This window comes from Pseudomonas sp. N40(2020) (genome assembly GCF_014472415.1).
Taxonomy (GTDB): domain Bacteria; phylum Pseudomonadota; class Gammaproteobacteria; order Pseudomonadales; family Pseudomonadaceae; genus Aquipseudomonas.
The window spans coordinates 1-24,427 of record NZ_JACSZV010000015.1; the positions used below are offsets into that span (position 1 = coordinate 1).

General features: G+C 57.1%; 29 protein-coding genes and 4 pseudogenes. 17 read left to right on the top strand and 16 right to left on the bottom strand.

The genetic code is table 11. The features are described 5' to 3' along the window. Window positions 1-1,128: 1,128 nt before the first annotated feature. Complete coding sequence (locus IAI51_RS11925) at window positions 1,129-1,491, top strand: DUF6124 family protein (RefSeq protein WP_187678670.1); 363 nt, start codon at window positions 1,129-1,131, stop codon at window positions 1,489-1,491. Between the two features lie 135 nt (window positions 1,492-1,626). Here the strand turns inward: IAI51_RS11925 and IAI51_RS11930 are convergent, their stop codons facing one another. Next, a complete protein-coding gene (locus IAI51_RS11930) occupies window positions 1,627-1,812 on the bottom strand; it encodes a hypothetical protein (protein WP_187678671.1) in 186 nt (61 codons plus the stop codon). A 181-nt stretch (window positions 1,813-1,993) separates the two neighbouring features. Between IAI51_RS11930 and IAI51_RS11935 the strand changes: the two genes are divergently transcribed. Continuing rightward, on the top strand, window positions 1,994-2,965 hold the full coding sequence (locus IAI51_RS11935) for a helix-turn-helix transcriptional regulator (protein WP_187678672.1): 972 nt from the start codon (window positions 1,994-1,996) through the stop codon (window positions 2,963-2,965). Window positions 2,966-3,086: 121 nt separating this feature from the next. Next, window positions 3,087-4,670 (top strand): EAL domain-containing protein, encoded by a 1,584-nt coding sequence (locus IAI51_RS11940; protein ID WP_187678673.1) that lies wholly within the window; start codon window positions 3,087-3,089, stop codon window positions 4,668-4,670. A gap of 11 nt (window positions 4,671-4,681) precedes the next feature. Here the strand turns inward: IAI51_RS11940 and IAI51_RS11945 are convergent, their stop codons facing one another. From IAI51_RS11945 to IAI51_RS11970, 6 genes are all read right to left on the bottom strand, one after another. Further along, a complete protein-coding gene (locus IAI51_RS11945) occupies window positions 4,682-6,601 on the bottom strand; it encodes a tyrosine-protein phosphatase (protein ID WP_187678674.1) in 1,920 nt (639 codons plus the stop codon). 303 nt (window positions 6,602-6,904) lie between these two features. Then, the gene (locus IAI51_RS11950; RefSeq protein WP_187678675.1) at window positions 6,905-7,084 is read right to left on the bottom strand and encodes a hypothetical protein; all 180 of its coding nucleotides are present in this window, start codon (window positions 7,082-7,084) and stop codon (window positions 6,905-6,907) included. A gap of 149 nt (window positions 7,085-7,233) precedes the next feature. Next, window positions 7,234-7,545: an antibiotic biosynthesis monooxygenase family protein gene (locus tag IAI51_RS11955; protein WP_187678676.1), complete on the bottom strand. Its 312-nt coding sequence runs from the start codon at window positions 7,543-7,545 to the stop codon at window positions 7,234-7,236. Between the two features lie 55 nt (window positions 7,546-7,600). Then, the gene (locus IAI51_RS11960; RefSeq protein ID WP_187678677.1) at window positions 7,601-8,563 is read right to left on the bottom strand and encodes a zinc-dependent alcohol dehydrogenase family protein; all 963 of its coding nucleotides are present in this window, start codon (window positions 8,561-8,563) and stop codon (window positions 7,601-7,603) included. A gap of 62 nt (window positions 8,564-8,625) precedes the next feature. Further along, window positions 8,626-8,928 carry an ArsR/SmtB family transcription factor gene (locus IAI51_RS11965; RefSeq protein ID WP_187678678.1) on the bottom strand — a complete coding sequence of 101 codons (303 nt, stop codon included), beginning with the start codon at window positions 8,926-8,928 and terminating at the stop codon, window positions 8,626-8,628. 55 nt (window positions 8,929-8,983) lie between these two features. Further along, window positions 8,984-9,469, bottom strand: a complete 486-nt coding sequence (locus IAI51_RS11970) for a DUF6130 family protein (RefSeq protein WP_187678679.1) — start codon at window positions 9,467-9,469, stop codon at window positions 8,984-8,986. 193 nt (window positions 9,470-9,662) lie between these two features. Here IAI51_RS11970 and IAI51_RS11975 point away from each other — a divergent pair, with 193 nt between their 5' ends. Beyond that, window positions 9,663-9,968, top strand: coding sequence for a hypothetical protein (locus IAI51_RS11975; protein ID WP_187678680.1), 306 nt, complete (start codon window positions 9,663-9,665; stop codon window positions 9,966-9,968). A gap of 78 nt (window positions 9,969-10,046) precedes the next feature. Further along, window positions 10,047-10,946 carry a LysR family transcriptional regulator gene (locus IAI51_RS11980; protein ID WP_187678681.1) on the top strand — a complete coding sequence of 300 codons (900 nt, stop codon included), beginning with the start codon at window positions 10,047-10,049 and terminating at the stop codon, window positions 10,944-10,946. 24 nt (window positions 10,947-10,970) lie between these two features. Here the strand turns inward: IAI51_RS11980 and IAI51_RS11985 are convergent, their stop codons facing one another. After that, on the bottom strand, window positions 10,971-11,720 hold the full coding sequence (locus IAI51_RS11985) for an SDR family NAD(P)-dependent oxidoreductase (protein WP_187678682.1): 750 nt from the start codon (window positions 11,718-11,720) through the stop codon (window positions 10,971-10,973). A 419-nt stretch (window positions 11,721-12,139) separates the two neighbouring features. On the opposite strand from IAI51_RS11985, the gene IAI51_RS11990 reads away from it, so the two are divergent. Further along, window positions 12,140-12,616: a thiol-disulfide oxidoreductase DCC family protein gene (locus tag IAI51_RS11990; RefSeq protein ID WP_187678683.1), complete on the top strand. Its 477-nt coding sequence runs from the start codon at window positions 12,140-12,142 to the stop codon at window positions 12,614-12,616. On the opposite strand, the gene IAI51_RS11995 is transcribed toward IAI51_RS11990, so the two are convergent. The 5 genes from IAI51_RS11995 to IAI51_RS12015 form a co-directional block, all read right to left on the bottom strand. Next, a complete protein-coding gene (locus IAI51_RS11995; RefSeq protein ID WP_187678684.1) occupies window positions 12,600-13,091 on the bottom strand; it encodes a DUF2269 family protein in 492 nt (163 codons plus the stop codon). The two genes, IAI51_RS11990 and IAI51_RS11995, sit on opposite strands and share 17 nt — an antisense overlap. Before the next feature lie 2 nt (window positions 13,092-13,093). After that, window positions 13,094-14,221 (bottom strand): saccharopine dehydrogenase family protein, encoded by a 1,128-nt coding sequence (locus IAI51_RS12000; protein ID WP_187678685.1) that lies wholly within the window; start codon window positions 14,219-14,221, stop codon window positions 13,094-13,096. Window positions 14,222-14,344: 123 nt separating this feature from the next. After that, window positions 14,345-14,653: a putative quinol monooxygenase gene (locus IAI51_RS12005; protein ID WP_187678686.1), complete on the bottom strand. Its 309-nt coding sequence runs from the start codon at window positions 14,651-14,653 to the stop codon at window positions 14,345-14,347. A 29-nt stretch (window positions 14,654-14,682) separates the two neighbouring features. Next, a complete protein-coding gene (locus tag IAI51_RS12010; protein ID WP_187678687.1) occupies window positions 14,683-15,867 on the bottom strand; it encodes an L-dopachrome tautomerase-related protein in 1,185 nt (394 codons plus the stop codon). Window positions 15,868-15,923: 56 nt separating this feature from the next. Continuing rightward, on the bottom strand, window positions 15,924-16,931 hold the full coding sequence (locus IAI51_RS12015) for a zinc-binding alcohol dehydrogenase family protein (protein WP_187678688.1): 1,008 nt from the start codon (window positions 16,929-16,931) through the stop codon (window positions 15,924-15,926). A 110-nt stretch (window positions 16,932-17,041) separates the two neighbouring features. Here IAI51_RS12015 and IAI51_RS12020 point away from each other — a divergent pair, with 110 nt between their 5' ends. From IAI51_RS12020 to IAI51_RS12030, 3 genes are all read left to right on the top strand, one after another. Beyond that, entirely contained in the window at window positions 17,042-17,932 is an 891-nt protein-coding gene (locus IAI51_RS12020; protein ID WP_187678689.1) for a LysR family transcriptional regulator, read from the top strand. Window positions 17,933-18,112: 180 nt separating this feature from the next. Next, window positions 18,113-18,634 carry a hypothetical protein gene (locus IAI51_RS12025; RefSeq protein WP_187678690.1) on the top strand — a complete coding sequence of 174 codons (522 nt, stop codon included), beginning with the start codon at window positions 18,113-18,115 and terminating at the stop codon, window positions 18,632-18,634. Between the two features lie 282 nt (window positions 18,635-18,916). After that, a complete protein-coding gene (locus IAI51_RS12030; RefSeq protein ID WP_187678691.1) occupies window positions 18,917-19,132 on the top strand; it encodes a PLD nuclease N-terminal domain-containing protein in 216 nt (71 codons plus the stop codon). On the opposite strand, the pseudogene IAI51_RS12035 reads toward IAI51_RS12030, so the two are convergent. After that, window positions 19,129-19,290 (bottom strand): annotated as a pseudogene (locus IAI51_RS12035) (DNA methylase); the annotation flags it as partial. The gene IAI51_RS12030 and the pseudogene IAI51_RS12035 sit on opposite strands and share 4 nt — an antisense overlap. A gap of 103 nt (window positions 19,291-19,393) precedes the next feature. Between IAI51_RS12035 and IAI51_RS27940 the strand changes: the two are divergent. From IAI51_RS27940 to IAI51_RS12060, 6 genes and pseudogenes are all read left to right on the top strand, one after another. Continuing rightward, window positions 19,394-19,516 (top strand): annotated as a pseudogene (locus IAI51_RS27940) (FAD-binding oxidoreductase); the annotation flags it as partial. Window positions 19,517-19,529: 13 nt separating this feature from the next. Continuing rightward, a pseudogene (locus IAI51_RS12040) lies at window positions 19,530-19,823 on the top strand (VOC family protein); the annotation flags it as partial. Window positions 19,824-19,884: 61 nt separating this feature from the next. Beyond that, window positions 19,885-20,370: a GNAT family N-acetyltransferase gene (locus tag IAI51_RS12045; protein ID WP_187678692.1), complete on the top strand. Its 486-nt coding sequence runs from the start codon at window positions 19,885-19,887 to the stop codon at window positions 20,368-20,370. A gap of 79 nt (window positions 20,371-20,449) precedes the next feature. Next, the gene (locus IAI51_RS12050) at window positions 20,450-21,358 is read left to right on the top strand and encodes an alpha/beta fold hydrolase (RefSeq protein ID WP_187678693.1); all 909 of its coding nucleotides are present in this window, start codon (window positions 20,450-20,452) and stop codon (window positions 21,356-21,358) included. Window positions 21,359-21,478: 120 nt separating this feature from the next. After that, window positions 21,479-21,640, top strand: coding sequence for a DUF2986 domain-containing protein (locus IAI51_RS12055; protein WP_187678694.1), 162 nt, complete (start codon window positions 21,479-21,481; stop codon window positions 21,638-21,640). A gap of 30 nt (window positions 21,641-21,670) precedes the next feature. After that, window positions 21,671-22,126, top strand: coding sequence for a VOC family protein (locus IAI51_RS12060; protein WP_187678695.1), 456 nt, complete (start codon window positions 21,671-21,673; stop codon window positions 22,124-22,126). Window positions 22,127-22,170: 44 nt separating this feature from the next. Here the strand turns inward: IAI51_RS12060 and IAI51_RS12065 are convergent, their stop codons facing one another. Further along, on the bottom strand, window positions 22,171-22,887 hold the full coding sequence (locus tag IAI51_RS12065; RefSeq protein ID WP_187678696.1) for an SAM-dependent methyltransferase: 717 nt from the start codon (window positions 22,885-22,887) through the stop codon (window positions 22,171-22,173). Between the two features lie 336 nt (window positions 22,888-23,223). Between IAI51_RS12065 and IAI51_RS12070 the strand changes: the two genes are divergently transcribed. Continuing rightward, window positions 23,224-23,625, top strand: coding sequence for a hypothetical protein (locus tag IAI51_RS12070; protein ID WP_187678697.1), 402 nt, complete (start codon window positions 23,224-23,226; stop codon window positions 23,623-23,625). Window positions 23,626-23,773: 148 nt separating this feature from the next. Beyond that, window positions 23,774-24,070 (top strand): hypothetical protein, encoded by a 297-nt coding sequence (locus IAI51_RS12075; protein ID WP_187678698.1) that lies wholly within the window; start codon window positions 23,774-23,776, stop codon window positions 24,068-24,070. 132 nt (window positions 24,071-24,202) lie between these two features. Here the strand turns inward: IAI51_RS12075 and IAI51_RS12080 are convergent. Then, window positions 24,203-24,343 (bottom strand): annotated as a pseudogene (locus IAI51_RS12080) (diguanylate cyclase); the annotation flags it as partial. Between the last annotated feature and the right edge of the window lie 84 nt (window positions 24,344-24,427).

Sequence of the window (24,427 nt, forward strand, 5' to 3'; positions counted from 1 at the left end):
CATGATCAAACTCTTCAGTTCAAACATCTTTGGGTTTTTAAGAAACCCTAAACTTGGCTCAGCAATCGTTGGTTACATCTTTGATTTCTCGCGGAGTAACTTGTGATGCTGATAATCTTGTTGACTACCAGTCTGACTCCACAAGCACCCACACGAATTGCTTGATTCAGTTGTTAAAGAGCGGTTGGTTAAGATCTTTCGTCTCAACCGAGGCGCGCATTCTACAGCAGCCTCATTTACTGTCAAGCGATTATTTTCATTAAGAATCAATCACTTAGCTAGGTGAGCAGCAACTGCTCGCTAGCGGGAGGCGAATAATACAGGACTAAAATTCGCGGTCAACCCCTGTCTGAAAATTCTTTTTGGTAGCCAAGTGCTCATGCTGCCACAGTCGACCTGCCACGCCGAGATGGTCGTCACTGCGTCTATATATATAGAAGGGAAGCTATGGTGCTGACAGCGTTGCGAGAGAATCCATTGCAGCATCAGTGCATACGAGCAGACGCTCAGCGCTACGCTACGCTACCAGCTCAACGTAACTCGACTCCCCGCCCGAATCTCACCCTCCATGGTGATGCACCGATTGTTCTTTAGTCAGTGCCTAGCCATCGCTGGCAGTCCAGCGCCACACGGCCCGGACTTGAAGCCGTGCCCCCCCGTGGCGAGAGAACTTGCTCACGCTGGGCTGCGAACCGCCCCCTGTAATCCTCCGCCAAACCAGCAGTCACTCCAACGCCCCCAAAACACTTCGCAAAACCTCACTGTGTTTAACCTGAATCCCACCCCTGTTTAAAGACATCCGTCGTTACGTCATCCCAGGCTACAACGCCTTGCGCCATTACCTACGACTACGCCAGAATCCGCCGGCTTGTGCGCCTCGAGTGCGGGCTCTATCGTGGGCTGGTCACTGAAAAGCAGTGATCGGGTTTGGTAGCCCGGCATACCCAGGCGCATCGCGCACCTCCTGTAGAGATGGATTTTTCATCTCGGCTTGATGGTGGCCATGCGTAGGGCGTCTTCGGGCGCGCCGGGCTCCTGGGCCGGTCTACCAACCTGTGCATGGCCGCCACCCCTCGTTTGGTAGCGAATGGTGAAGGCTCCTTAATCGTTTTCCCAGGAGTGTCATCCATGTTCAAAATTACGCCCAACCCACCACAAACCGATCCAGCGTCCCCCTACGAATTAGCCGACTCGAAGAAATTCCACGAAGCCGCCGAACGCGCCCTCGACCACTACCTGAAACCCGCAGCCGCCATCAACGCCACGCCCTACAAAACCAGCACTATGTTCTCCGCAAACCCAAAAACCCCGACTGAGGAATTGCTGGTTAACGCCAGTGAATCGCTGGGCTCGGCTTCGGTCATGCTTGGGAATGTGATTGGACTGGTGGACGGGTCGGCTCGCAAGACACTGCAAGGAATTGCGCAGGTAGTGATGCTGGGGGAATTGGCAGTGAATCGGGCGTTGGATAACGTTGTGCCGGTGGAGTAAGTCGTGATCCTCTGGGGCAGCGACAGGTTGTTGCCCCAGAAGGATCAACTACTGACAAAGCTGCATGATGCGTCCGCTTTCGGCCAAGAGCTGCCGTTCGAGAAATGCAGCTTCTGACCCATTACAGACATCGATTCAGGGGCCACTGGAATAGATGAGCACAGCTATAAATGCTACGAATGGAGATAGCAGAATCAGTCCACCGACGACAACTGCCCAGCCCCAGGAAAAACCACTCTCACCCTTGAAGCGGCCGCCACTCAGCAAACCCAGCACAAAAACACCAATGCGATGAGCTATCAAATCGATAACGAAGTCCATTGCTCCTTTCTCCTTGTCGGTTTTCCCAGCAATGTCAGAACGTCTGCTTCTGGCCGAAAGCAGACCTTACAACAGTAACCCCCTCTCCCGTCACAGACCTGTCACACCCAATTGCTAGCCTCACCCCGCCCAAACGCCCCCCTCTTCTCCGAATGCCTTCCAACCCAAGGAACCGCCTAAAGTGTTCCCAACCCCACCCCGCCAAAAAATTATCCTCCGCTCCGCAAACCTCCACTCCGAAGACTTCGGCGCGCTCTTCTCCAAACTCTTCGGCAACCGCTATTCCGACACCCCGCCTTTACCCTCCAACATCATCATCGGCGGTGTCTATGGCCGTCACGAAGGCGTCAGTTTTCGTCGCATGCATTACCACGGCGATTTCACCGTGACCTTCCCAGACCCGCAGGACGAAATTACTTTCGTCATCCCCACTGCCGGCAGGATCATCTTCAACCACGCCACCGAATCCATCGGCATGGCGCACATCGGTTTAGCCATCGACAAGGCTGACATTCGCTCGATGCACTTCCTCGACAATCACGCGCAGCATGGGATGTCGATTAGTCGGGGTCAGCTCACCGAGCGGTTGTCGATGCTGTTGGGTAAGCCGGTTCTGCAGAAGATTGTGTTTGAGCCGGTGGTGGATCTGAACACGGCGCCGTTTCAGGGGATCAAGGCGTTGATCGATTTGGCGACGGGGACGGAGTTTGATGTGTTGATCAACACCGGCACGTTGATGCCGTCGCGGTTGCGGGAGATGTTGATTGATGCGGTGCTGGAAGCCTGGCCGCACAATTTCACTGAGGCCTTGCGCCGCCCTGCTCCGTTGATTGCGCCGCGGCATGTGAAGTTGGTGGTGGAGTTTATCCAGGCGCATCCGGAGCAGTTGGTGAGTGGTGTGGATCTGGCGCGGTTGAGTAATGTCAGTCAGCGCGCATTGCAGGAGGGGTTTCGGCGGTTTGTCGGGACGTCGATTGTGGCGTATCAGCGGCAGGTGCGGTTGGAGCGGGCTTATGAGACGTTGGCGCAGCGGCATTCGGGGTCGGTGACTGAGGTGGCGTTGCGGTTTGGGTTTAGTAACGTCGGGCGGTTTTGTCAGTATTTTCAGAAGGCTTATGGGGTCAGTCCTGCGCAGTTGATCGGTCGGCGTTGAGCGTTGCTCGGAAATATTGATCTGCGACAAGTTTGCTGGCGGGCGGCGGGGGTAAGCTGGTTTTGCTGAAGAAACAGCCGTGCAGCCGCACGTCACGGGCCGAGGGCCAAGGTGGCGTCAAATGAATAAAAAACGCATTGTCTGGGGGAGCATTCTCCTGGGCCTTCCGTGTGTCTTGCTTCCCGTACTTTTGATGGGCTATGTCGCCTGGGTGTTGAACCTGGCCGCGACGCAGCAACGTCTGGAATCGCTGGCCGTCGTGGCCTCGAATCGCGCCAACAATACGTTCCATGAAGCGGCCGGCGTGCTGAAGAGCATCGCTGCGTCCGAACTCGCCCCTTGCACCCCGGACAGCATCGATGAAATGCGTCTGCTGACCATCAACACCTTCTCGGTGAAGTCGATCGGCTACGTCGAGGAAGAGGTTTACGTCTGCGGTTCGTGGGGGACGGTGGGCCATCGGGTGACGCCGTGGAAGGAAGATTTCACCACCGCTGATGGTGTGCGTGTGTCGCTTGGCGTTCAGGCGCGAATTGTTCCCGCCAAGCCGATGATGGCGCTGCAATATGCTGCGTTTAACGTGCTGGTCGACCCTGAGCAGTTTTTGCAGGTGATGGTGGAGGATGATGTGCATCTGATGGTCGGCACCGCCGCCGGGCAACTGGTCGGTGTATCACGGCCGGGGGCGGAGCGGTTCATTAGCCGGGTACATTTGGGCTCGGCCACAGCGCTGGAGGATGGCTATCTCTATACGCTGGTGCACAGCGGCGACTGGGTGGCGATTGCCGCGGTGTCGCGCCATGAGTTACTGCAGGGGCTGATCCGCAGGGAGATGCTGTTATTGCCGATGGGTGGGCTGCTCGCCGGCATGCTGGTGTTGATGCTCGTCGGGCGTACCCGGCAGCGCTTGTCGCCACTGGCCGAACTTGAGGTGGCGGTGCGCAATCACGAGTTCATCGTGCACTATCAGCCGATCATCGATTTGCACGATGGCGCCTGCGTCGGGGCCGAAGCGCTGGTGCGCTGGCTGCGTCCGGACGGCAGCCTGGTGCCGCCAGACGCGTTTATTCCATTAGCGGAGCAGAGTGGTTTGATTCTGCCGATCACGGATCAGGTCATCGACCATGTACTCGAGGATCTGGGGCCGCTACTGGTGCAGCAGCGTGATCTGCATGTGGCGATCAACCTGGCGGCGGCGGATGTCAGCAGCGGGCGTTTTCTGCCCCGGCTGCAAGCGGCGATAAGCAAGGCTGATGTGTGGCCGAGTCAGATATGGCTTGAGGCAACCGAGCGCGGCTTTCTGCAGATTGATGCGGCGCGGCAGATGATTAATCGGGCGCGAGAGTTGGGCTTTGTGGCGGCCATCGACGATTTCGGCACCGGGTTTTCCAGCCTGCAGCATCTGCAGCAGTTGCCATTGGATGTGTTGAAGATCGACAAGTCGTTCGTCGACAGCATCGACGTCGATCCGGCGGCGTCTTCGGTGACGGTGCATATCATCGAAATGGCCAAGAGTCTGCGCTTGAAACTGGTGGCTGAGGGCATAGAGACCGAGGCGCAGCGCGAGTATTTGCGTGGTCATGGCGTGCACTTCGGGCAAGGTTGGCTGTTTGCCAGACCGATGCCCGTCGCGCAATTTTATGGGTTCCTGCACAAGCATTCGAATACTCAGGCGCCAGTTGGGCAAGCACTTGAATGCCTGTGAATGCAGCGCTTTTAGAACTGGTAACTGGCCTTCAGGCTACCTGCGAAACCGTGGCTATCCCCGCCTCCGCTGGCACCCACTTCAGCGCCCACGCTCACCGGGCCAAGGCTGGCCATCAGGTTGACGCCGCCGCTGAACTGATCGCGGTTGTCGAAAGCGGCGCGTTGTTCGACATCCAGCCCCAGTAAGTGACCTTCACTGTCGACCTGATGATTGCCGAGTACATGCTCGTAACCCACGCGCGCACCGGGCACCAGTTGCCAGTTACCCATGGCAATCGGGGTGAAGGACATGTCGAGATTGGCCACGGCGCTGCGGCGGGTTTGTTTGCTGTCGTCGACGTCCAACGACAGTTCGCTGCCCTTCTCTTTGAAGCCTTTCAGATCGAGGTGGCTGACACGCACGCCGAGACTCGGCTCCAGAATCACGCCACTTACAGGTACGCGGTAACCCAGCGCCAACGTCGCGCCGGTGAGGTTGCCGTGGGTGTCGCCCTTCGCTGTGCCGAGGCCGCTACCGAGGTCGCGTTTGCTGTCGTAATCGACGTAACCGGCGCTGGCGTTGGCATCGACGAACAGGCCGCGTTCCAGACTGGTGAAACCGTAGCGGGCGCCAATGTTGAAGAAGGTGAAGTCGGTATCGGCCTCGCCACCCGCACCACCGACAGTGCCTTTGCTGTAGCCGAAGCCGCCGCGTGCGCTGAGTTGTTCGGTGAAGCGTTGGGTGATGCCGACCATCAGGCCCTGGCTGTGTTCGTTGCTGCTGTCGGCATGGGCTGAGCCGTCGGTGCCGAGGTAGCCGGCGAGCGCGGTGGTCCACAAACGGTATTGGCCGACTTTGAGGTCGGTGCCGCTGGCGAAGGGGGCGGTGGCTTGTTCAATCAGTGCGTTCTGGCGCAGCAGGTAGCTGGCGGCGTCAGCGTGGACTTGGCCGCCTACCGTGGATTCGACGCCGCCGAGGGTGCCGGCGTCGATGGCCGATTGCAGGTAATAGTTGTAAGCGCTGTAGGTGCCGGACAGGTTGGTGTTCTGCAACTGGCGCAAAAGCTCGGCGCCGGCAGCCGCGTTGCGGATCAGGCCAACCTGACCGGGCAGGCTGTTGTACTCGACCAGTTTGCCGCGCAGGACGTAGATGGTTTCCTGCGACAGGCCCAGGCCTTGTTTGAGGTAGTTGTCCATGCTGCCGTATTCGGCGGTGACTTCATCGAGGCCGGCCTGCAAGTAGCTGGCCTGCACACCGAGCAGTGGCGCGTAGATGCTCGCCATACTTGCCGGCATTGCTTTCAACGTGGCAGCGACGCGGGCGGCGGTGTAGTCGTTGGTCGCCAGGTAATTGGCCATGATGGTAGCGTCGTCGACGCCGGCGATGCTCTGCAACACGGCGGCGGTCCAGCCGGTGCGATCCTTGCCGGCGGTGCAGTGGAACAACTGTGCGGCGTCGACGCTGGCGAGTTCGTTGAACAGTTTGCCGAACTGGCCGCGCATGCCCGCATCGCTGACGAACGCGCGGTTGGTCTGTTCCATCATGGCGATGGCGTCGGCGGCGCTTTTGAACGAGATCGTGGTGATGTTTGCGCCGGAAGTGGTGCTGCCGATGATGTCGATGTTTTCGTAGGTTGCGCCAGTGAGCAGGGTGTCCGGCGTCGCGGCGATTTCGCTTGGCGTGCGCAGGTCGTAAATGGCGTTGATACCGAGACTGTTGAGCGTCGTCAGATCCGCCGCCGACGGGGTCAGCGCGTTGGAGCGGTAGAACACGCCACTACGCATCGTCCCATCGTGGGCGGTGGAATACGCGGTGGTGAGGCCGGCGATGTCACGGAAGTTGTCGATGCTGCTCAGACGCGGCGTATCGAGCGCGACGGACTCGGCAGCGTGGGCAGCGGCGATAGACAGGCTCAGAACGGACAGCGAACACAGAAGACGTTGGAACACAGTGCAGCCTCATGGAATAAGCGTTGGGCTGGTGACTATGTGCAATGAAGTGATACGGAATATGACAGATTGAGTTCGAGTGAAAATGGCTGCGCGATTGGGCCGTGGGGTACGTAATCTGTCCATTAACGACGACTTCAGCGATTTCCCGCGGGCGCTGATGTTTGCCGATGAACTTGATCCGCTACGAGACGATACCCTGATAAAGCGCACTGGCCGTCAGCAGCGCCGCAACCAAGTGGCCAAAAAAAGCCCGGCGGTTGAGGCCGGGCTTTCATCGAGTATTGCGGTCAAACCTTGCACTCAGACTGCACGGCGTTCGAGCAGACGGTCAGAACCACCTTCGGCTACCCGATTGCCTATCAGGCGATCCGAACCATCGGCGGCAACGGCGTCGCTGAACAGTGGATCGGTTTCAGTCGCGGCAAAAGCGTTCAGTGCAAAGATCGAGAAAGCGATGCCGAGGATGGTTTGACGTTTCATGGCGGTGTGCTCCAGAAGTGCAGTGAGTGGGTATGGAGCCGATCTTACGCCGCAAATCTGATATGAAAACCTGATTGAGTTAATGGCTGTTATTGACACAGTCAATGATACCGCCGATCAAACACATTCAGGTCAGGACGCTGTTCGACTCATCCTTGTTCGCCGGTAGAAAAAGCCGGCCCCTCAATGTGATAGACCGTGGGCTCCTGCGAAAAATATTCCTCCAGGCCCAGCATGAATATCCGATGGTCTTCGCTCGCTTCAAAGCCCGGGGTGTGATCTTCCAGTGTTTGCCACTGCACGATCAGGCTGAATTGATGGGGGGTTTCGATCCCCTGAGCGAGCGTGTGACCGATATACCCCTTTGCGCGGCTGAGCAAAGGAGCCACCTCGGCAAATGCATGTCTGAATTTTTCAATGTGTTGCTGGTGAACCGGGAGCAAAGCGATTTCATAAATCATGGCGTTTCTCCAAATCGAGTTTCAATAGTCAACAATGCGCACTGATCAGGTGAGTCTACGGCGCGACGGTAATTGCGATTTTTCCCTGAAGACCGTTGTTGCGACTCTCCAGCCGCGCATGAGCAAGTGGAATGTCGGCAAGCGAATACACAGCACCCACATGCGGCCGTAGCTGACCGCGCTCCACCAATGCGCTCAACTCATCCAGCTTGCCGCGATTTTGTCGGGTGAACACGAAGTGATAACTGGCGTTCTTGCCCCAGGCCTGAACGAGGTTTTGTGGCTGGGCAATGTCCACAATCGAGACCACCCGGCCAAGTTGCGCGAGTACATCGGGGCTGCGCGACAATGTGTTGCCACCAATGGTGTCGAACACCACATCGACGCCGTGGCCAGCCGTTTCCCGCAGGATGACCTCGACGTAATCTTCCTTTTCGTAGTCGATAATCACGTCGGCACCCAAACCCCGTGCGAACTCGAAGTTTGCCTCGCGTACGGTAGTGAACACCTTGGCGCCCATGGCTTTTGCCAGCTGTATCGCGACATGACCGACGCCGCCCGCACCGCCGTGCACCAGGATGCTTTCCCCCACTCTGAGCGCCGCTCGCACGACCAGTGCTTCCCACGCCGTCCCGCCAACCAGCGTCAAACTTGCCGCTTCAAGATGGCTCAGCGAAGGCGGCTTCTTGCCAATGATGCTTTCGGCCGCCACGTGGTATTCGGCATAACTGCCTGAGCCTTCAAATATTTGCGGGGTGTACCAGACTTCGTCTCCCGGAGCGAAAGCTGTCACCCCCGGCCCGACAGCTTCGACAACCCCAGACACGTCGTGCCCGGTGATGGCCGGCAGCGGCACCAGATCGGGATAATCGCCACGTCGAACCTGGAAATCCAACGGATTGATGGAGGTTGCGTGTACCCGAACCAAGACCTGTCCTGCCTGCGGCACTGGTTTGGGCACGTCGCAAAGTTCGAACGATTCCGGACCGCCAAATGATTTCAGTATCAGCGCTTTCACTGTAAATCCTCATTTCGACAAAAAGGGATATCGAGATTTCTCGATATATTGGGGCAAAAAAACTACAGATCTTTCCCTATGATCTCGGCAAGCACACGGAGGGTGGCTTCATTGCGTTTGTAGTAAGTCCACTGACCGATGCGCGTGACTTCGACCAGGCCTACTCGTTGCAGCGTTGCAAGATAAGACGACACCGTCGACTGCGAAAGTCCGACGCCTTCTTGAATACTGCTGACGCAAACGCCCACCGTGTGAACGTCCCCTTCATCCTGTGGAGGGAAGTTCTTCTCGGGGTCCTTCAAACCGGTCAGGATTTCAAGACGTGTACGGTTTGAGAGTGCTTTGAATATTTCGAGTAAGTCCATGCCGCGAGGATATCGACATTTTTCGATATGTCAATACGGAAAACATCCTCACCCGTTATGGTTTCAAGGCGTGATCGTCTGCAGTGTGGGAGACGGCCATTGATTTCTTCTCCGGGACCACAAAACTCACTGTCGTGCTGGTGAGTACTTTGTGAGTCGGATCGGCTACTTCCAAAAGAACCTTGTGAGCGCCGGGCGTCAGTCCCACCAGAATAATCGGGCCTTCGCTGGTATGTGCCCATGTGCCCTTCCAGTCGTCGACGGTCACATGGAGGTGCCCGAGACGCGGTGAAACATCGGCAGCCGCTTTGCCAAATACCGGCATGACCCTGGCGTGATCCGCTTGATATTGAATAATGACAACTCCACGGGCGAGTGGCTCGGCAAGCGGCGCGTAGGCAATGAGTTTCGGCGCAGTTTCAGAGTCCAATGGCAGTATTGCCGGTGGAGAATCGGCGTTTGCTATCCCTACTCCGCACACGGCGGTGCAAAAGAAGGCGCTCAATGTCAGGGCAAATAGGTTTCCGGAAGCGAGGGGCATGGGTTTTCTCCCGCGTTATTTCATTCAAGCCTAGTTCAAACCAATGGTTGCTGTTGCCCCTCGTGGCCGAGAGCGATGCCGAGGCGCGCATGCGGCGCTGCCAGTCTGGGTCAGCCCTAAGCTATCCTTCACGCAGAGATGCCGAGCCGAGCAGCCGATACTGTCATCAGCAGATCAAGAAGAAGGAGCTTTTGTGATCCCGGAATATCGACTCCGAATCTACTGTCTCATCTGCGCCCTGTTGTGCCTGCTCTGCGCATGGGCAGTAGCCGAACAGCTAAACGACGCACTGAATATTGGACAATTCGATTCAATGACAGGGCGTAGCCCGCACAAAGTCAAAGAACACTTTGTCTTCGACGAGCAGCCACGGCGCTTCAGCTTGTATCTGCTGCGCGACATCGCCGTATTCATTGCATCCGGCGGCGCTGGACTGGCCTTCTCGTGGGGGGCTCTGCGGGGACGGCGGTCGTTCAAGCGCTTGCGCGCAAAGTTCTAGCGCCTCTTTTAAAAAGCACTCACTCTTCATCGGTCGAATATTCAAGCGACTGAACTCAACCACTGGGCATCACCAGACATGAACCAACTGTTAGCCATTCGTGTGTTTGCCCGGGTCGTCGAAGCGGGATCATTTGTAAAGGCTGCGGACTCTTTGGAGATGCCTAAAGCGACCGTAAGCAAGTTGATTCAAGACCTCGAAAGTTTTTTGCGGGTGCGCCTGCTCCAACGCACCACGCGCAGTGTGACCGTCACCGTCGAAGGGGCCAAATATTACGAACAGACCGCTCGAATCATTCGCGATCTTGAAGAGATTGATTCCTGCCTTCAAAGCACGCGACTCAATCCTGGCGGCACACTTCATGTCGATGTAGGTGGTTCCGTGGCCACTTCGTTGATCATTCCGGCCTTGCCGGCGTTTTTTGCGCGGTTTCCCGATATCAAGATCGACCTTGGCGTGAGCGACCGGCATGTCGACTTGATCAGTGAAAACGTCGACTGTGTGATTCGCGGTGGCGCCCTCCGGGAGCAGTCATTGGCGGCAAGGTTCCTGGGCGAGGCTTCTTGGACCACCTGTGCCTCACCGACCTACTTGCAGCAATTTGGTAAGCCTGCTCACCCGTCGGAGCTGGAAAAGGAGCATCGCCTTGTCAGTTATCAATCGGCGCGCACCCGTCGAGCGGTCCCGGCAGTGTTTCAGCGCGGCGAAGAGAACATCGAGGTGATCGGCAACAGTGCGTTGAGTGTCAATGAAAGCAATGCGCACATCGCTGCTGGACTGGCGGGGCTGGGTGTAATCCATACGTTCAGTTATTCCGTGCAGTCTTACATCGAGACCGGCGCATTGGTGGCCATCCTGCAAGACTGGCGTCCAGCCCCCTACCCCTTTCATGTCGCCTATCCGCCGAACCGCAACCTCAGCCACCGGGTCCGTGTGTTCATCGACTGGCTGGTGGAGCACTTTTCCACGTTGCAGTGATCGCTCCACGCAGGCCATGCGCAATCAGATTTGTGCAGCACCACCGTCGACGAACAATTCGATACCGTTGATGAAGCTGCTGTCATCAGAAGCCAGGAACAACACGGCCTTGGCGACTTCTTTCGGATCACCCAGACGCCCCATCGGCACCAGGCTGGCCAGATGCGCGTGCAGACCGTCAACCTGTTCTGCCGGTACCAGGCCTGCCAGACCGGGCGTGGCGACCGGGCCAGGGCTGATGGCATTCACACGAATGTTGCGCGGTTTCAGATCCAGCAGCCAAGAGCGGGCGAAGTTGCGCACGGCGGCTTTACTCGCGCTGTAGACGCTGAAGTTTTCGGTGCCTTGGCTGGCAGTGGTCGACGCCGTCAGGATCACCGAGCCACCGTCTTTGAGCAGCGGCAACGCCTTCTGTACGGTAAAGAGCAGGCCTTTAACGTTAACGCTGAAGATGCGGTCGAAATGCTCTTCGGTGATCGACCCCAGGGGCAACATGTCGCCACCACCGGCATTGGCAAAGACGATATCGAGCTGGCCGGCCTGCGCCGCAATGACCGAGAAAACGTTATCCAGATCAGCCAGATTGGCCACGTCGTCCTTGATACCGAATGCCTTGTCGCCAATCAGGGCGACCGCTGCATCCAGCTCGGCCTGACGGCGACCGGTGATGAAAACCGTTGCACCCTGTGCTGCAAACTCCTGCGCGGAGGCCAGGCCGATACCTGTGGTGCCGCCGGTAACCAGTGCAACTTTACCTGCCAGTTTATTGCTCATCTGTGATGCTCCGAGTGACTGCGTAGTGGGGTTTCAGTTCGGTATTTCGAACCGGTGAATCCACTCTATGCCTGCCGATTGCACAGAAAAACCGGGTAAATCCGATTTGTCTATCCATCCACTTGGATAATTAAAATCGGTGTATCCATCAGATAACGGCTCGAATCTTCATTCGGACAAACAAAAAACGCACCCGAAGGTGCGCCTTGATGCGATCAAACAGGATCAAGCGGTGAAACCACCGTCGGCGACGATGTCGGCGCCCGTGACACAGCGACAACTTGCCCGGCAGTTTTCAGGCCGTAACGGCTGACGTTTCTGCGCACCTTCTTCCATCGATCAACAATCGTCCAAAAGCAGACGTCAAACCTGTCACGCGGTTATGATCCCGAACACCCGGCCTCCATGGACTCACGCTGATGCCAAGTTCAAAAACCCGCCCTACCCCCGCGCCACTGCTCAAGCCAGGCGAAACAGTGGTGCTGTTCGACGGCGTGTGCAAGCTGTGCAATGGCTGGGCACGGTTTCTGATTCGGCATGATCATCAGCGGCGTGTGCGCTTGGCGGCAGTTCAGTCACCCGAAGGCCAGGCACTGCTGGCATGGGCGGGTTTGCCGGTGGATCAGTTCGACACCATGGCAGTGATTCGCGATCGGCAATATTGGGAACGTTCCGATGCCTTTTTCGAAGTCATCGGCCAGTTATCCGCCCGTTGGCAACCCTTGCGATTGCTGCGTGTCGTCCCGCGCAGGTTGCGCGATTGGGCCTATGACCGCATTGCGCTGAATCGTTATCGGCTGTTCGGCAAGTACAATACGTGCCTGCTGCCGAATCCTGACCACGAACAACGCTTTTTGAAAATGACGATGCCGTTCGTGGCTAAATCAGAAAACTGACCAATTGGACCGGCGTCATCTTCGTCACCATCATCAGCACTATCACAAACATCCCGGCAAAACCGGCGACGCCCATCCAGAACCACTTTCTGTACACGGCTCGATAATCTTCATTGAGCCCCGTCCCGGCCTCCCCCGCACTCGTTGCCATCACACACAGGCGTTTCTGCAAGACCAACACCGGCAGCCAAAGCGACCCGACACAAAGGAAAATGACCAGCGAGGTCAGCACCCACTCAGTAGTCATGGGCAGGCCCGAGAGCCTCATCAGCAGATAGCCCGTGATGATCTGTACAAAGCCTGCCGGTGTGGTGATCCAGGCATCGAAACGCACGACCATGCGCGCGACGTGGGCGATCACCTGCGGATTGGCCGTGCGGCTCGCGGCGACCAGATAGAGGTAGGAACCCATGCCGAAACCGAACAGGAAAATCGCCGCAATGATGTGCAGGTATTTGAGGCCCAGATAGAGCATGTTCAGTGCTGCCCGTCAGAGAAATGCACGGACAAACTCAGGTTGTCCGGATCATTGATCGCGGCCAGGTATTCGTCGACGCTGACTTCACCCACGCAAGGTCGGGCCCCGGGTTGCGGCACGTAGCCTTGGGCCATTTTTGCGGCCAGCGCCACAGCCGCGCAGCTTGGGATTTCCGGGCCTTTGTCATTGAGTGCGGTCAGTTGCGCAGTCATGGATAGCGGTTGTCCTTCAGCGCCAATCCCCTGAACGTCGATGTACATTGCACTTTTGCCATCGCCGAAACGTTCGAACCGGGTGCCCAGCCGATGCAACCTTGCGGCCCAAACGGTATGGTCGCGAACCAGTCCGGTCTTCAGCGCCTGCGCCAAGAGAGCGTTGGCGATACCGCCCAGCTTCAACCCGGCGCCAGCCTTGAACCTCAGGGTTTGCGCGCCATAGCGGCCGTCAAAAATATCCATGTCCGGCACATCGACGTTGGCCAACAAACGGGTGCCCAGTTGCGGCATCTTGCGCAGGGTCAGATCCTGCCAACCCGACACCTCATGCACCTTACCGTCCTTCAGTTGTTTGATCGGTTTGCCTGCGTAGGCCAGAACACCTTCAATCGTCGACAGCCCCGGCATCTTTGCCGAAGAAGAAATGCCGTGTTCGATCGAGTCGATCCGTGCGAAGCGATGGCGTTGCTGATCGATGATCGCCGATGAAAGTGTCGGCACCGAACTGCAACCACTGAGGATCGCCACGCCCGCCGCTTTCGCACTGGCATCGAGAACGCCCACGGCATTGACGAAGGTTCGGCAGTCCGCCAGATCGCAATAATTCACCCCGGCAGCGATGCAGCTTTCGGCGACCGCATAGGATTGGCCCTGAAACGGCCCGCCGGTATGAACCACCAACTGGATGTTCAATGAACGCAAAACCGAGCTGAACTCCGCTCCCATGGCATCACCGCACCAGCCTTCGGCGACCGTGCCGGGCTGGCGGTTCAACTCATCGAGCTTGCGCTGCAACTTTTGCGCATCACGCCCCGAGAGCAAAAGCTCCACACCCGGCATGACCGCCAAATGCCTGCAAACGATGCTACCGAAATTGCCGTAGCCACCGACCACCATCACCCTGAACGGCATTTAACGCTTCCCTAAATGACAGGCTGTTCTCAGCCAATTCCGACACGGACCTACCGGCGTGAAGAATATAGAGCCGAGCGTCAGCTAGCCACTCAACAAATCCAAGGCGCCTGTGCGGTCACGTCAGATCGAGACTTGCTCAAGAAAGATCAACTGCAACGGCTCAGCGAGCAGATCATTCGCCGCTGCAGCAAAGCGCTGGAAGTATGGCGTGGCGAAATGCGCGTCCAGCGCCGCTTGATCCTTGAATGCCTCACGCATGTAGAACGTGCCGCGCTCGTCACGCAGTTCAAACAACACATAGTCGAGATTGCCTGGCTCTGCCCGGGTGGGCTCAACCAATGCCAACAACCCCTCTTTCAATGCCTGCTCCTGACCCGTTCTGGCCTTGAGCACGGCAATCGAAACCAACACTTCAGCGGATGTAGTCATCATCAATTCTCCAAAATCCAAAACAGGTATTAACGGGTAGGTGCTGGCGCCGCATCGATTTTCAGGCGTAGCAGGCTGTAGGGTTTTTGCCGCTGATCCTGACCACCGCGAAACGCCGCTTGGCGGTGTAACTGGTTCGCGATGAAATACAGATAACCGTCGGGACCGATCGATAAGGTGTCGGGCCAGAGCAGACGCGGATCGTGCACCAACGTCTGCCATTGGCCATCCGGCAGGCGCTTGCGGATCGCGTTGTGCTCGTAGTCCCCGGCATAGACAGCGCCTTCGGCATCCGCCTCCATGCCATCGGACGCGCCCTTCTCACCCAGATCCTGCACTGCGGCGGCCAGTTGCTGTTCGCTTACGCGGGTATCACGCAGCAGCGCTGTGGATACGGCATACAAATGCCGGCTCGACAGTGGCGTGAAATACAGCGTCTTGCCGTCCGCCGACAGCGCGATCCCGTCGGATGCCACGCCTAACGGTTTGCGTTTGCCGTCAGGTCCTTCGACCGTCACTGCCAAGCCTTCAACCACCGGTACAAAAGCCGGATCAACCGAGGTTGCCGGGACGTCGCTCAAGCGGCGCATGGCACGGCCAGTGGCAATGTCCATGACGATGATCGCCCCGGGGCCGCGCAAGGATGAGTCAGTGAGGTAGACCGTGCCTTCGGCGCCGGTGCGAAAGTCGAAACGCATGTCGTTGACGTAGGTACTGGGCAACATGACGTTCTCTGGAAACACCAGGCGCTTGACGACTTTGTTGCTGGCAAGGTCTATCGCCACCAGCTTCGCGCCACGCGGCTTCGGTTCAGCGAAGCCCGGCGCGGCCGTGTCGAGAAGCCAGACGCGGCCCTGCCCGTCAGCAACCACACTCTGTACGCTGATCAGACCATCGCTCGGATCGTTGGGGTTTTCCCGGTTGATCGCGGCGTTCGGATAAGCCACTACCTGGCCGCTGCGGATCTCGCCCACGGTGAAAGGTACGTTGTCACCCCAACGCGGAAAGTTGACGAAGATCCGCCCGGTCTCACTGACCGTTACGCCGGTTGGCATCGCGTCGTAAAACCCATGGACCTGTTCCAGTTTGCCGAAGGATCGATCAGCGGGTGCATCCGCCTCTAAAGGAATGGCGCTGATCGCATGAGCGAACGGCGTCGACAACACAGCGGCCGAGACCATGGCCAACAGGACGGGAAGTTTTTTCATACGCATAACGTGCTCCTGGCGGCCGCTTCGAAGGCCCCCTCTGAATGTCTGGACGGTGCTGATCAGAACCCTTCAAGAACGATTTTTCCCCGGGCTTTGCCGTTCTCGACCAGCGCATGGGCGCGCCGCATGTTTGCTGCGTTGATCGCGCCGAAATGCTCGCCCACGGTGGTCTGCAAAACGCCCCGATCAATCAGGTCCGAGATCCGGTCAAGCAAGTGATGCTGCTCGATCATGTCCGCGGTTTCGTACAGCGAGCGGGTGAACATCAACTCCCAATGCAGCGACAACGACTTGCGCTTGAGCGGCATCACATCAAGACGCTCGGGATCGTCGATCACGCCCAGACGCCCCTGCGGCTTGAGCACTTCAATCAGCTGTAAAAAGTGTTGCTCGGTATGGGTCAGACTGGCGACATAGTCGACTTCGCAAAGGCCCAGCGCCTGCAACTGACTGAGCATCGGCTGGCTATGGTCGATGACGTGATGCGCCCCCAATTGCTTCACCCAATCCGCCGTTTCCGGACGTGACGCCGTGCCAATCACCGTAAGGCGGGTCAACTGCCGGGCCAGTTGCACCAGCATCGAACCCACGCCGCCAGCCGCTCCCGTGATCAACAGGCACTCGCCCTCCCCTGAACCCTCAACGACGCCGAGCCGGTTAAACAGCAACTCCCAGGCAGTGATCGAGGTCAGTGGCAACGCGGCAGCCGCGCCTGCGCTCAAGGATTGTGGTTTGTGCCCGACAATCCGCTCATCCACCACATGCAATTCGCTGTAACTGCCGGCGCGGGCAATCGAGCCGGCGTAGAACACTTCATCACCGGGTTGAAACAAGGTCACTTCAGACCCGACCTCACGGACAATACCTGCCGCATCCCAGCCAAGGATTTTCGGTTCCTTGGTGAAAGTACCGGCACGTACCTTGGTATCGACCGGATTGACTGAAACCGCCCGCACTTCGACCAGCAGATCCCGTGGGCCGGGCACTGGCGCAGGCATATAGATGTCATGCAATGACTGTGGATCTTCAATGGGTATGGCGTGCCGGGTGAAGGTGATGGCTTTCATGGAAACTCGCTGTCTGAAGGGCTGATACGTTGATATGCCCCCATCTTCGGCTTCACACGGACAAAGAAAAACCTGCAGAATGCGCCAACACTTTCACTACAGGAGTGAAAATGATCCGCATCGATGATCTTGGTTTGTTCATCCGCAGCGCAGCGCTGGGCAGCTTTACCGCTGCGGCGCTGGAGACTGATCTGTTGCCCGGTCAGGTCGCTGCTGCCATCAAACGCCTGGAGCGCGAGCTGGACGTTCGTCTGTTCGCGCGCACTACGCGCAGCCTGAGGTTGACCGCCGAGGGCGAGCAATACCTGCCCACTGCGCACGCCGTGCTGGAGGCGTTGAAGCAAGGCAAGGAAAACCTGCGGGGAGAAAACGCCACGCTACGCGGCGTGCTGCAAGTCACCGCGCCTTCTGACTTGGGGCGCAATATTTTGCTGCCGTGGTTAACCGCGTTCCGTCGTCAGCATCCGGAACTTACCCTGCGCTTTGTCCTGTCGGACCAAATGGCCGATCTGTTCCGCGATCCGGTGGATGTCGCCATTCGGTATGGCTCGAACGAAGACGCCAATTATGTCGCGCTGCCTCTGGCACCCTGGAACCACAGAGTGCTGGTGGCCTCCCCGGACTATGTGCAACGTCACGGGCAGCCAACAACCCCCGATGATTTGTTGCAGCATGCGTGCCTGCTCTATCTGCAGGCGGGCCGGGTCTACGACAAATGGTGCCTGGGCACGCAAACGATTCAAGTCTGCGGCCCGCTGTTCAGCGACGACGCCGATGTGGTTCGGCGCTGGGCACTGGACGGTGAAGGTATCGCCTATAAATCGTGGCTGGATGTCAGCGCCGATGTGAGCGCAGGTCGTCTGCTTGTGCTCCTGCCGGACTATCCCGGCGAAGCCTCGCCGTTGAGCCTGGTATGCCCGCATCGCAAGCAGATTACCCCTGCGGTATCGCAACTCTATAGCTGGTTGAGCAACCAGTTTTCCTGCATGGCGAGAATTTGAACGCAAGACCGCTCCAGGACTTCTCTTTTCACTTCTGGCACATTGACACTCATGGGCTATCCTTCGCTGACGGCCATCGCACAGAACGTTGCATTATCATGTCCAGGGAAGGCCAATGTTGTAGGGGTGCAAGAAAACACAAACTTGCAACTTCAACCTTTAGTGCAGCGGAGAAGCAAAATGCCGTTAATCACTGATGTCGCTAACGCGATCCGTAAAGATGAGCCAAAAAATCTGTTTTGCGTTGTCGAGTTTGGTGATCATGGCAATGTATTCGTTTTTTCATCTGGCAAAGGATGGCGACCACAGGGTGCAAATATTGAATTTTTTCGCGGTAACGAACTGGTCAACTTCTTTCACGACAATAACAAGTCGGATGGGGAAGAAAGAATGGTGAATAACTTTGACTCCATCTATAAATCACACGGAAACTCGACTCAGCACATCACCATGATTACGGCTGCCAGCCCGTGTTCTCGCGTTTGTTCCCGAGTAATCGTTGAGCTCGCTCTGCGATACAAAGAACACATAAAAACCTGGACTATCGCCTATCATGCCCCTTACCTGGGAGAAGGCCAGGATGGTTTTGCTGAAGCCATGTACACCCTGAACAGATACTGGGACGGCAAGCCTCAGATTCGTGCATTCAATCTGACCGGTGTATATGTGGACACCAATACCGTCCACAGTCGGCGAGCCTGAACGCAAGTAGCAGGAATCGTATTGTTGAACACCCATCTCGGCAAATAACCTGACCTTGTTCTTTGGGTTTCCAGGTTGCGTCTTTTACATCCACCGAATGATTTGTCATCGCCTTCCCCCGTGCCGTTCCCAGCGCCGATGTCAGGCGCGCGCATTCTATTCGCCGACAGTGCCGACGGCCGTGTCGCGTTGTATCTGGCGCAGCAACTACAGGATCTGCGCAAAATTAAATGAACCCAGCGTCACACGCGCCACCTAACAGAGACCATCAGGAGGTAGCCAATGCAAATCGAAACCGTGTGGATCGTACTGGCGGCAGTTCTTCTGCTGATCGAACTTTGGGCCATCAATCGGGTGCGTAAAAGCGAGGGGAAATCGAATAACAAGGGAGTTTGGATCGTGTTGATTGTGTTTGTGCCGCTGTTCGGGCTGATTGCCTGGGCGATCGCTGGTCCCAAACACATCAGCCAAAATACGGCATCGCATCCCGGTCGCTAAAAAAGCACCGCGCCGGCTTCACGCATAAGAATCTCGATGGTCTTCGGACCAATCCCGTCAAACTCCGCCAGGCGCTTCTCAAACGCTTGGCGTTCGGCGCTCGCCGCAACAATATTGCCGACCTTTCCCACGTACTCATGATTGAGCTTGTGGGCCAAGAAGGACATGGCGGCCGAAAATATGGCGGCGTAAATGTCTGAAGGCACCCGAGGCCCGGCAGAACATGCCGGGCTTTTTTTGCGTTAATTTCACTACCACTCACTGCCGAATATCGAGGGTGCCTACGTCTGCTCAATCCACCCGGGTATCACGCTGGAGGCGGTTGTGGGTCGTCTTGTCAGTGAAGAGATCATCGAGAACGCAACACACTGGTACCAGAACTAATGGTCACCCAATTGGAGGCAAAGTCATGCTGGAACAAGTTGATTCGCATGCCTATCAATGGCTGACCGCTGCGCTGGACAAACCTTTTGGCAGAGGCATCAAACTGCAGATTGACGTTGAAGCTGTCGCGCCCGTCATTCGCAGGCTTGAAGAGGCGGGTTTTGCACTTTACAGAGCCTGCCAGGACACCTGGTATCGGGCGGACAAGGTAGAAGTGGGTCAACGCGAATTCATCGTTCAGGCCCCTGACGGTTATCTTGTAAGGTTGGTAGAGCGTTTGGATGAGCGGCCAGTCAGTTCAATCTGATGGTTCGCCATTGCCTCCCACAATTCCACTAACCTCATCACACTCAAGGACACTACCCATCATGGATGAAACCATCACTTACCGAGTCGCAACCGCCGCCGATGCACTGACCCTGTGCGAGCTGGGCCAATTGCTAAACGCGGTGCACCACGCTGCCCGCCCCGACATCTACGCCGCCGCCACCGAAGATTTTTCCCGCGACCTGCCGCACTGGTCAGGGGTTTTCGAAAAGCCGGATCAGATTGTCTTCATCGCCCACGTCGGCGATCAGGCTGCGGCTTTTATCACGGCCAATCTGTCGGCAAGCGCCGGGCCGCTGATGCAGCCGCAAAAGGTCGTTCGCATCGGATCGGTTTGCGTAGCGGAGCAGTTTTCCGGCAAAGGCATTGGTCGCGCGCTGCTCCAGTTCGTCAGAGACTGGGCAATTGAACATGACGCACAGGATTTGCGGCTGACGGTCTGGCCATTCAACGAACGCGCGGCGCGCATGTACGCCGAGTTTGGTTTTGAGAATCGTGCCGTCGAGATGGGTATGCGTCTGGCGTGAACTGACAGGTTCAGACGAAGAACTCGTCTACGCTCACTCCATCGCATCCCCTGCCATTGGCACGATTGGAGACTCTGACATGATTCGCACTCTGCTGGCCGCCCTGACTTTGCTCGCCCTCAGTCATCAGGCCCACGCTGACGTGACGCCCTTCCCTGCGGCCTTTCGGGTTCAGGAAATCCCGGTCGATGGCGCGACGATGCACGTGCGCATCGGTGGCAAAGGCCCTGCGGTGGTTCTATTGCATGGCTTCGGCGACACCGGCGACATGTGGGCGCCGATGGCGGCCGATCTGGCGCGCGACCACACAGTGGTGGTCCCGGACCTGCGGGGCATGGGTTTGTCGTCGATCCCGGAGGGCGGCTACGACAAGAAAACTCAGGCCGCTGACATTCGCGCAGTTCTCAGTGCGCTGAAGATCGAACACTCAGTGGTCATCGGTCACGACATCGGCACCATGGTCGCCTTCGCCTACGCCGCACGCTACCCCGAGCGCACCGAGCGCTTGGTGGTGATGGATGCGCCCGTCCCCGGCATCACGCCATGGAACGACATCGTGCGCTCGCCGATGCTCTGGCACTTCGACTTCGGCGGTGCCGACATGGAGCGCCTGGTGGCGGGCCGCGAACGCATCTACCTCGACCGTTTCTGGAACGAATTCGCCGGCACGCCCGCGAAGATCGATGAGGACACCCGCCAGCATTACGCCAAACTTTACGCTCGGCCCGGCGCCATGCGCGCCGCGTTCGCCCAGTTCCGCAGCATTCGCCAGGATGCCACCGACAACGCACCCGTGTTGCAGAAACGCCTGACCATGCCGGTGCTGGCCGTCGGCGGCGAGAAGTCCTTTGGCAACAATGAGGCAATCGTCATGCGTAACGCGGCGGACAAGGTGACGGAAGTGGTGATTCCGGGGGCGGGGCACTGGCTGATGGAGGAAGCGCCGGCACCGACGATCAAGGCCGTTCGGGACTTTATCTCGATGTGAGGAAATGAGGTTGCCTGCGTCCTGCCCATGCGTCAGGATTCCACCCCTTTTGGACCATTGGGCAAGCGACCGACACGCCCTTCGATCGTCGATATTCAACTGACAAACCGAGTAGTCACCATGAACCGTCAGAAAAAACTGCAGCAGTTGTTCAAGGAAAAAGCCAAAAAGGCCAGCGCGAAACTCGCGCCGAAAAAGCCCAAATACATCAGCAAGGCTGATCGGGCCAAGCTGGAGGCTGAGGCGGCAGCTTCGACCGGGAGCCCCGCGACCACTGATTAATCCGGACACCGCATCAGCGGGAGGCATTCAATGGATCTGAAGTTCAGTCACGTCGATGTGCTGGTCAACCATCTCGAGGACGCGTGTGCCTACTACGCGCAGATCCTCAAAGCCAATATCTGCAAAACCCAGACATGGCAACGCGGTGGCCTGCATGTGCGCTACGCCGTCGCGATGATCGGACAAGAGCGTTTCATGCTGGTGCAACCGCTGGAAGGGAACTTGAAGACGCTGCTCGATACCGTCGGCGAAGGCATGATTTACCGTCACTGCTACACGACACCGGACATCGAGAAAGCTTATGACGACCTGCTGATCGCCGGTGTGCAGCCTGAAGATGAAAATGGCAATCCACTGACCCGCCAACACCTGCAATCCCCTTCCGGGACACGCATTATCTGGTTGCCGAAACGCTTCGGTCACTTCTCTATTGAAATTCTGGAAGAACAATCACTGGAAGCGTTCATTGAAACTGCGTTTGCTTGAGTGATGAACAACGCCCGAGATTGGGCGAGCGCCTCCGTCCTTTCTCAAAGCGTTTTACCTGCCAGCCAAGCCCCCCAGAACAGACTGCTGAAAAACCGTATCGCCTCACCAAATCCAGCTTCGTGCAACAGCGCCTGAACCGCCGCCTCCGAATGCGGCGGATCGGCACCCTGAAGAATCTTGCCAAGCTTGGCCTGCACCTCATCCGCACTGGCACCCTGCTGCCGCCACCGCTGCCCCCATGCTGCCAGCAATAAAGGTTGGCTGGCATAAGCGTAGTGGTTGCCCGCGACGATCAGCGGCGCACCTGGTTTCAGGCGAGCCTGAATCGATTGCAGGATTGCTCGTTTGGGTTCCTCGCCATTCAGATGATGGAGCACGCCGATCAACGTCGCCGCGTCGAATGACTCATCAGCCGGCAAGTCATCGACATGCCCGAGATGCACATCCGTTCTGTGCAGCAAATCATTGGCCTGCAAATGCTGCGTCGCGGCCTCCAGCATTGGCTCGGAAGGATCAACCGCCGTGAAGCGCCAGCTCGGCTCCAGTGCGGCCATCGCTATGATTTCCTCCGCTGTACCGCCAGCGCCGACGACCAGTATTTTGGCCGAGGGCGAGGCGCCGAGGCTGGCCGCCAACATGCACGCCGCCAGATCGTGGCATGCGTCATAACCCGCCAGTGCGATGCGGCTTTGGCTGGCGTATTCGTTGGCGCGGGAGGTGTCGAATTTTTCAGCGGGGTTGGCAGCGGATGAGTTCAATGGGCGATTCTCCTTGTCTTTGCAGCAAGGTACGCCGTGGTGTGGGATAAGAAAAATTCAATGATTTCATGTGGTGCATTCCTGTGGGGAATGCGGAACTGGAGTCCTGGCTTACTTCCTCGAGTATCGATGGCGTCTTGATACCTGCCACTCAACCCCAGTGATCGGGTTCAGTAGCCCATGGTAAATGAAAGTGCATAAGCGTCTCTAAATCAGATTTTTATAGACCTTTTCAACCGTCCGCTTTCGGCCAGAAGCGGACGATCAATTAGGAGTTGTAACAAAGAGTTGTCCGCCATTTAATGAGCGATCGAACATCAGGTTGATGAACCGCAAATGAGTAAACTGGGTTGCAAGTGTGGCCATGTGATTACCGATCAGACCGACAGCTTGCCCTACAAGGCGAGCTTGCTTCGCGACGAGGTGGAAAATAAATTTTGGGATGAGGTGCACCGAGAACTCAAACCTCTGGTCGAGGCGGCGGAGTCCGGAGACAAGACTTCAATCGCCGATGCATTTGGCGAGTTTTCACCCATATTCAGCGCTGCTGACAAGCTGCAAGACCGGATATCCAGCCTTTACATTCAACGAATGTCGACTGCCTACGAGTGCCAGAACTGTGGGCGCCTTTGGGTGCAAAAAAATAACAGTGAACGATTTGTTTCCTATGTCCCAGAGGAAGGCGCATATGGCGCGATCCTGGCAGTGGCATCAGGAGTACCTGAAAATCTGGATTAAGCATGCGCGATTGGTCGGAAGCTGAGATTGCAATCGGTAGCAATCGACCCATAGGGGACACTCGAAAATGGAGAGGTTGACTGTCCGTCTCTCGGCATAGCAGCTTCCCAGCCAGCATTCTCTCTAATGCCCCGATACAAGGTTTCCGATGTCTATTGATCTTGATGAGTTGTTAGAGCGCGTGAACGATGAGCAATCGTTCATTGAGTTTATCCAGGCTCTTGGCTCTGATTTTGCCAGTGAGCGCGTATTGGAGGAAACGACGCCATCGTCTCCTTATGGGCCAGGCGCCTTGGGGTGGGAAAATGGCTCTATAGATACATTTTTCGATGCAGCTGCTGAATGGGCGACCGCCAGTACCAGGAGCTTTCCTCCGAGTGCTCCTGTTTCAAATGTATGGCAGCGGTGTGCATCCATTTTGCTGGCTGGCAAATTTTATGAGTGAACGCTAGTTCTACCTTCAGAGAAAATCGAGAGACTCATTCAGTCTGCTATTGGCCGATTGCTGCCTGTCGTGAATGGGAGCAAACGGCCACAATCGGACAGTCGGATTAAGGGCGGCGCTTGGTAGCAGCCTCAATTCCTCGGCGCGATAAACGAGCAGTACCTCACAGACATCACTGACAAACGCTATCTGGTTTTCCCGGTCGACGACGAACACCGTGTCCAGCATCAGGTGAATCAATTTTGGATAGAGCGCTCGTAAATCAACGAGCATGGCTTCAGTGTCCGGTTCAGATAGCGCGATAAAAGCCTTAACGTGATGGGCGACGGCAAGCAACCCCATTCGATTTGACCGATA

What these genes read in the sequence shown, in the direction of transcription:
- IAI51_RS11925 (WP_187678670.1), top strand. Translation starts at nt 1,129, where the DNA reads ATGTTCAAAATTACGCCCAACCCACCACAAACCGATCCAGCGTCCCCC.
- IAI51_RS11930 (WP_187678671.1), bottom strand. Translation starts at nt 1,812, where the DNA reads ATGGACTTCGTTATCGATTTGATAGCTCATCGCATTGGTGTTTTTGTG.
- IAI51_RS11940 (WP_187678673.1), top strand. Translation starts at nt 3,087, where the DNA reads ATGAATAAAAAACGCATTGTCTGGGGGAGCATTCTCCTGGGCCTTCCG.
- IAI51_RS11950 (WP_187678675.1), bottom strand. Translation starts at nt 7,084, where the DNA reads ATGAAACGTCAAACCATCCTCGGCATCGCTTTCTCGATCTTTGCACTG.
- IAI51_RS11955 (WP_187678676.1), bottom strand. Translation starts at nt 7,545, where the DNA reads ATGATTTATGAAATCGCTTTGCTCCCGGTTCACCAGCAACACATTGAA.
- IAI51_RS11965 (WP_187678678.1), bottom strand. Translation starts at nt 8,928, where the DNA reads ATGGACTTACTCGAAATATTCAAAGCACTCTCAAACCGTACACGTCTT.
- IAI51_RS11970 (WP_187678679.1), bottom strand. Translation starts at nt 9,469, where the DNA reads ATGCCCCTCGCTTCCGGAAACCTATTTGCCCTGACATTGAGCGCCTTC.
- IAI51_RS11980 (WP_187678681.1), top strand. Translation starts at nt 10,047, where the DNA reads ATGAACCAACTGTTAGCCATTCGTGTGTTTGCCCGGGTCGTCGAAGCG.
- IAI51_RS11985 (WP_187678682.1), bottom strand. Translation starts at nt 11,720, where the DNA reads ATGAGCAATAAACTGGCAGGTAAAGTTGCACTGGTTACCGGCGGCACC.
- IAI51_RS11990 (WP_187678683.1), top strand. Translation starts at nt 12,140, where the DNA reads ATGCCAAGTTCAAAAACCCGCCCTACCCCCGCGCCACTGCTCAAGCCA.
- IAI51_RS11995 (WP_187678684.1), bottom strand. Translation starts at nt 13,091, where the DNA reads ATGCTCTATCTGGGCCTCAAATACCTGCACATCATTGCGGCGATTTTC.
- IAI51_RS12000 (WP_187678685.1), bottom strand. Translation starts at nt 14,221, where the DNA reads ATGCCGTTCAGGGTGATGGTGGTCGGTGGCTACGGCAATTTCGGTAGC.
- IAI51_RS12005 (WP_187678686.1), bottom strand. Translation starts at nt 14,653, where the DNA reads ATGACTACATCCGCTGAAGTGTTGGTTTCGATTGCCGTGCTCAAGGCC.
- IAI51_RS12010 (WP_187678687.1), bottom strand. Translation starts at nt 15,867, where the DNA reads ATGCGTATGAAAAAACTTCCCGTCCTGTTGGCCATGGTCTCGGCCGCT.
- IAI51_RS12015 (WP_187678688.1), bottom strand. Translation starts at nt 16,931, where the DNA reads ATGAAAGCCATCACCTTCACCCGGCACGCCATACCCATTGAAGATCCA.
- IAI51_RS12020 (WP_187678689.1), top strand. Translation starts at nt 17,042, where the DNA reads ATGATCCGCATCGATGATCTTGGTTTGTTCATCCGCAGCGCAGCGCTG.
- IAI51_RS12025 (WP_187678690.1), top strand. Translation starts at nt 18,113, where the DNA reads ATGCCGTTAATCACTGATGTCGCTAACGCGATCCGTAAAGATGAGCCA.
- IAI51_RS12030 (WP_187678691.1), top strand. Translation starts at nt 18,917, where the DNA reads ATGCAAATCGAAACCGTGTGGATCGTACTGGCGGCAGTTCTTCTGCTG.
- IAI51_RS12045 (WP_187678692.1), top strand. Translation starts at nt 19,885, where the DNA reads ATGGATGAAACCATCACTTACCGAGTCGCAACCGCCGCCGATGCACTG.
- IAI51_RS12050 (WP_187678693.1), top strand. Translation starts at nt 20,450, where the DNA reads ATGATTCGCACTCTGCTGGCCGCCCTGACTTTGCTCGCCCTCAGTCAT.
- IAI51_RS12055 (WP_187678694.1), top strand. Translation starts at nt 21,479, where the DNA reads ATGAACCGTCAGAAAAAACTGCAGCAGTTGTTCAAGGAAAAAGCCAAA.
- IAI51_RS12060 (WP_187678695.1), top strand. Translation starts at nt 21,671, where the DNA reads ATGGATCTGAAGTTCAGTCACGTCGATGTGCTGGTCAACCATCTCGAG.
- IAI51_RS12070 (WP_187678697.1), top strand. Translation starts at nt 23,224, where the DNA reads ATGAGTAAACTGGGTTGCAAGTGTGGCCATGTGATTACCGATCAGACC.
- IAI51_RS12075 (WP_187678698.1), top strand. Translation starts at nt 23,774, where the DNA reads ATGTCTATTGATCTTGATGAGTTGTTAGAGCGCGTGAACGATGAGCAA.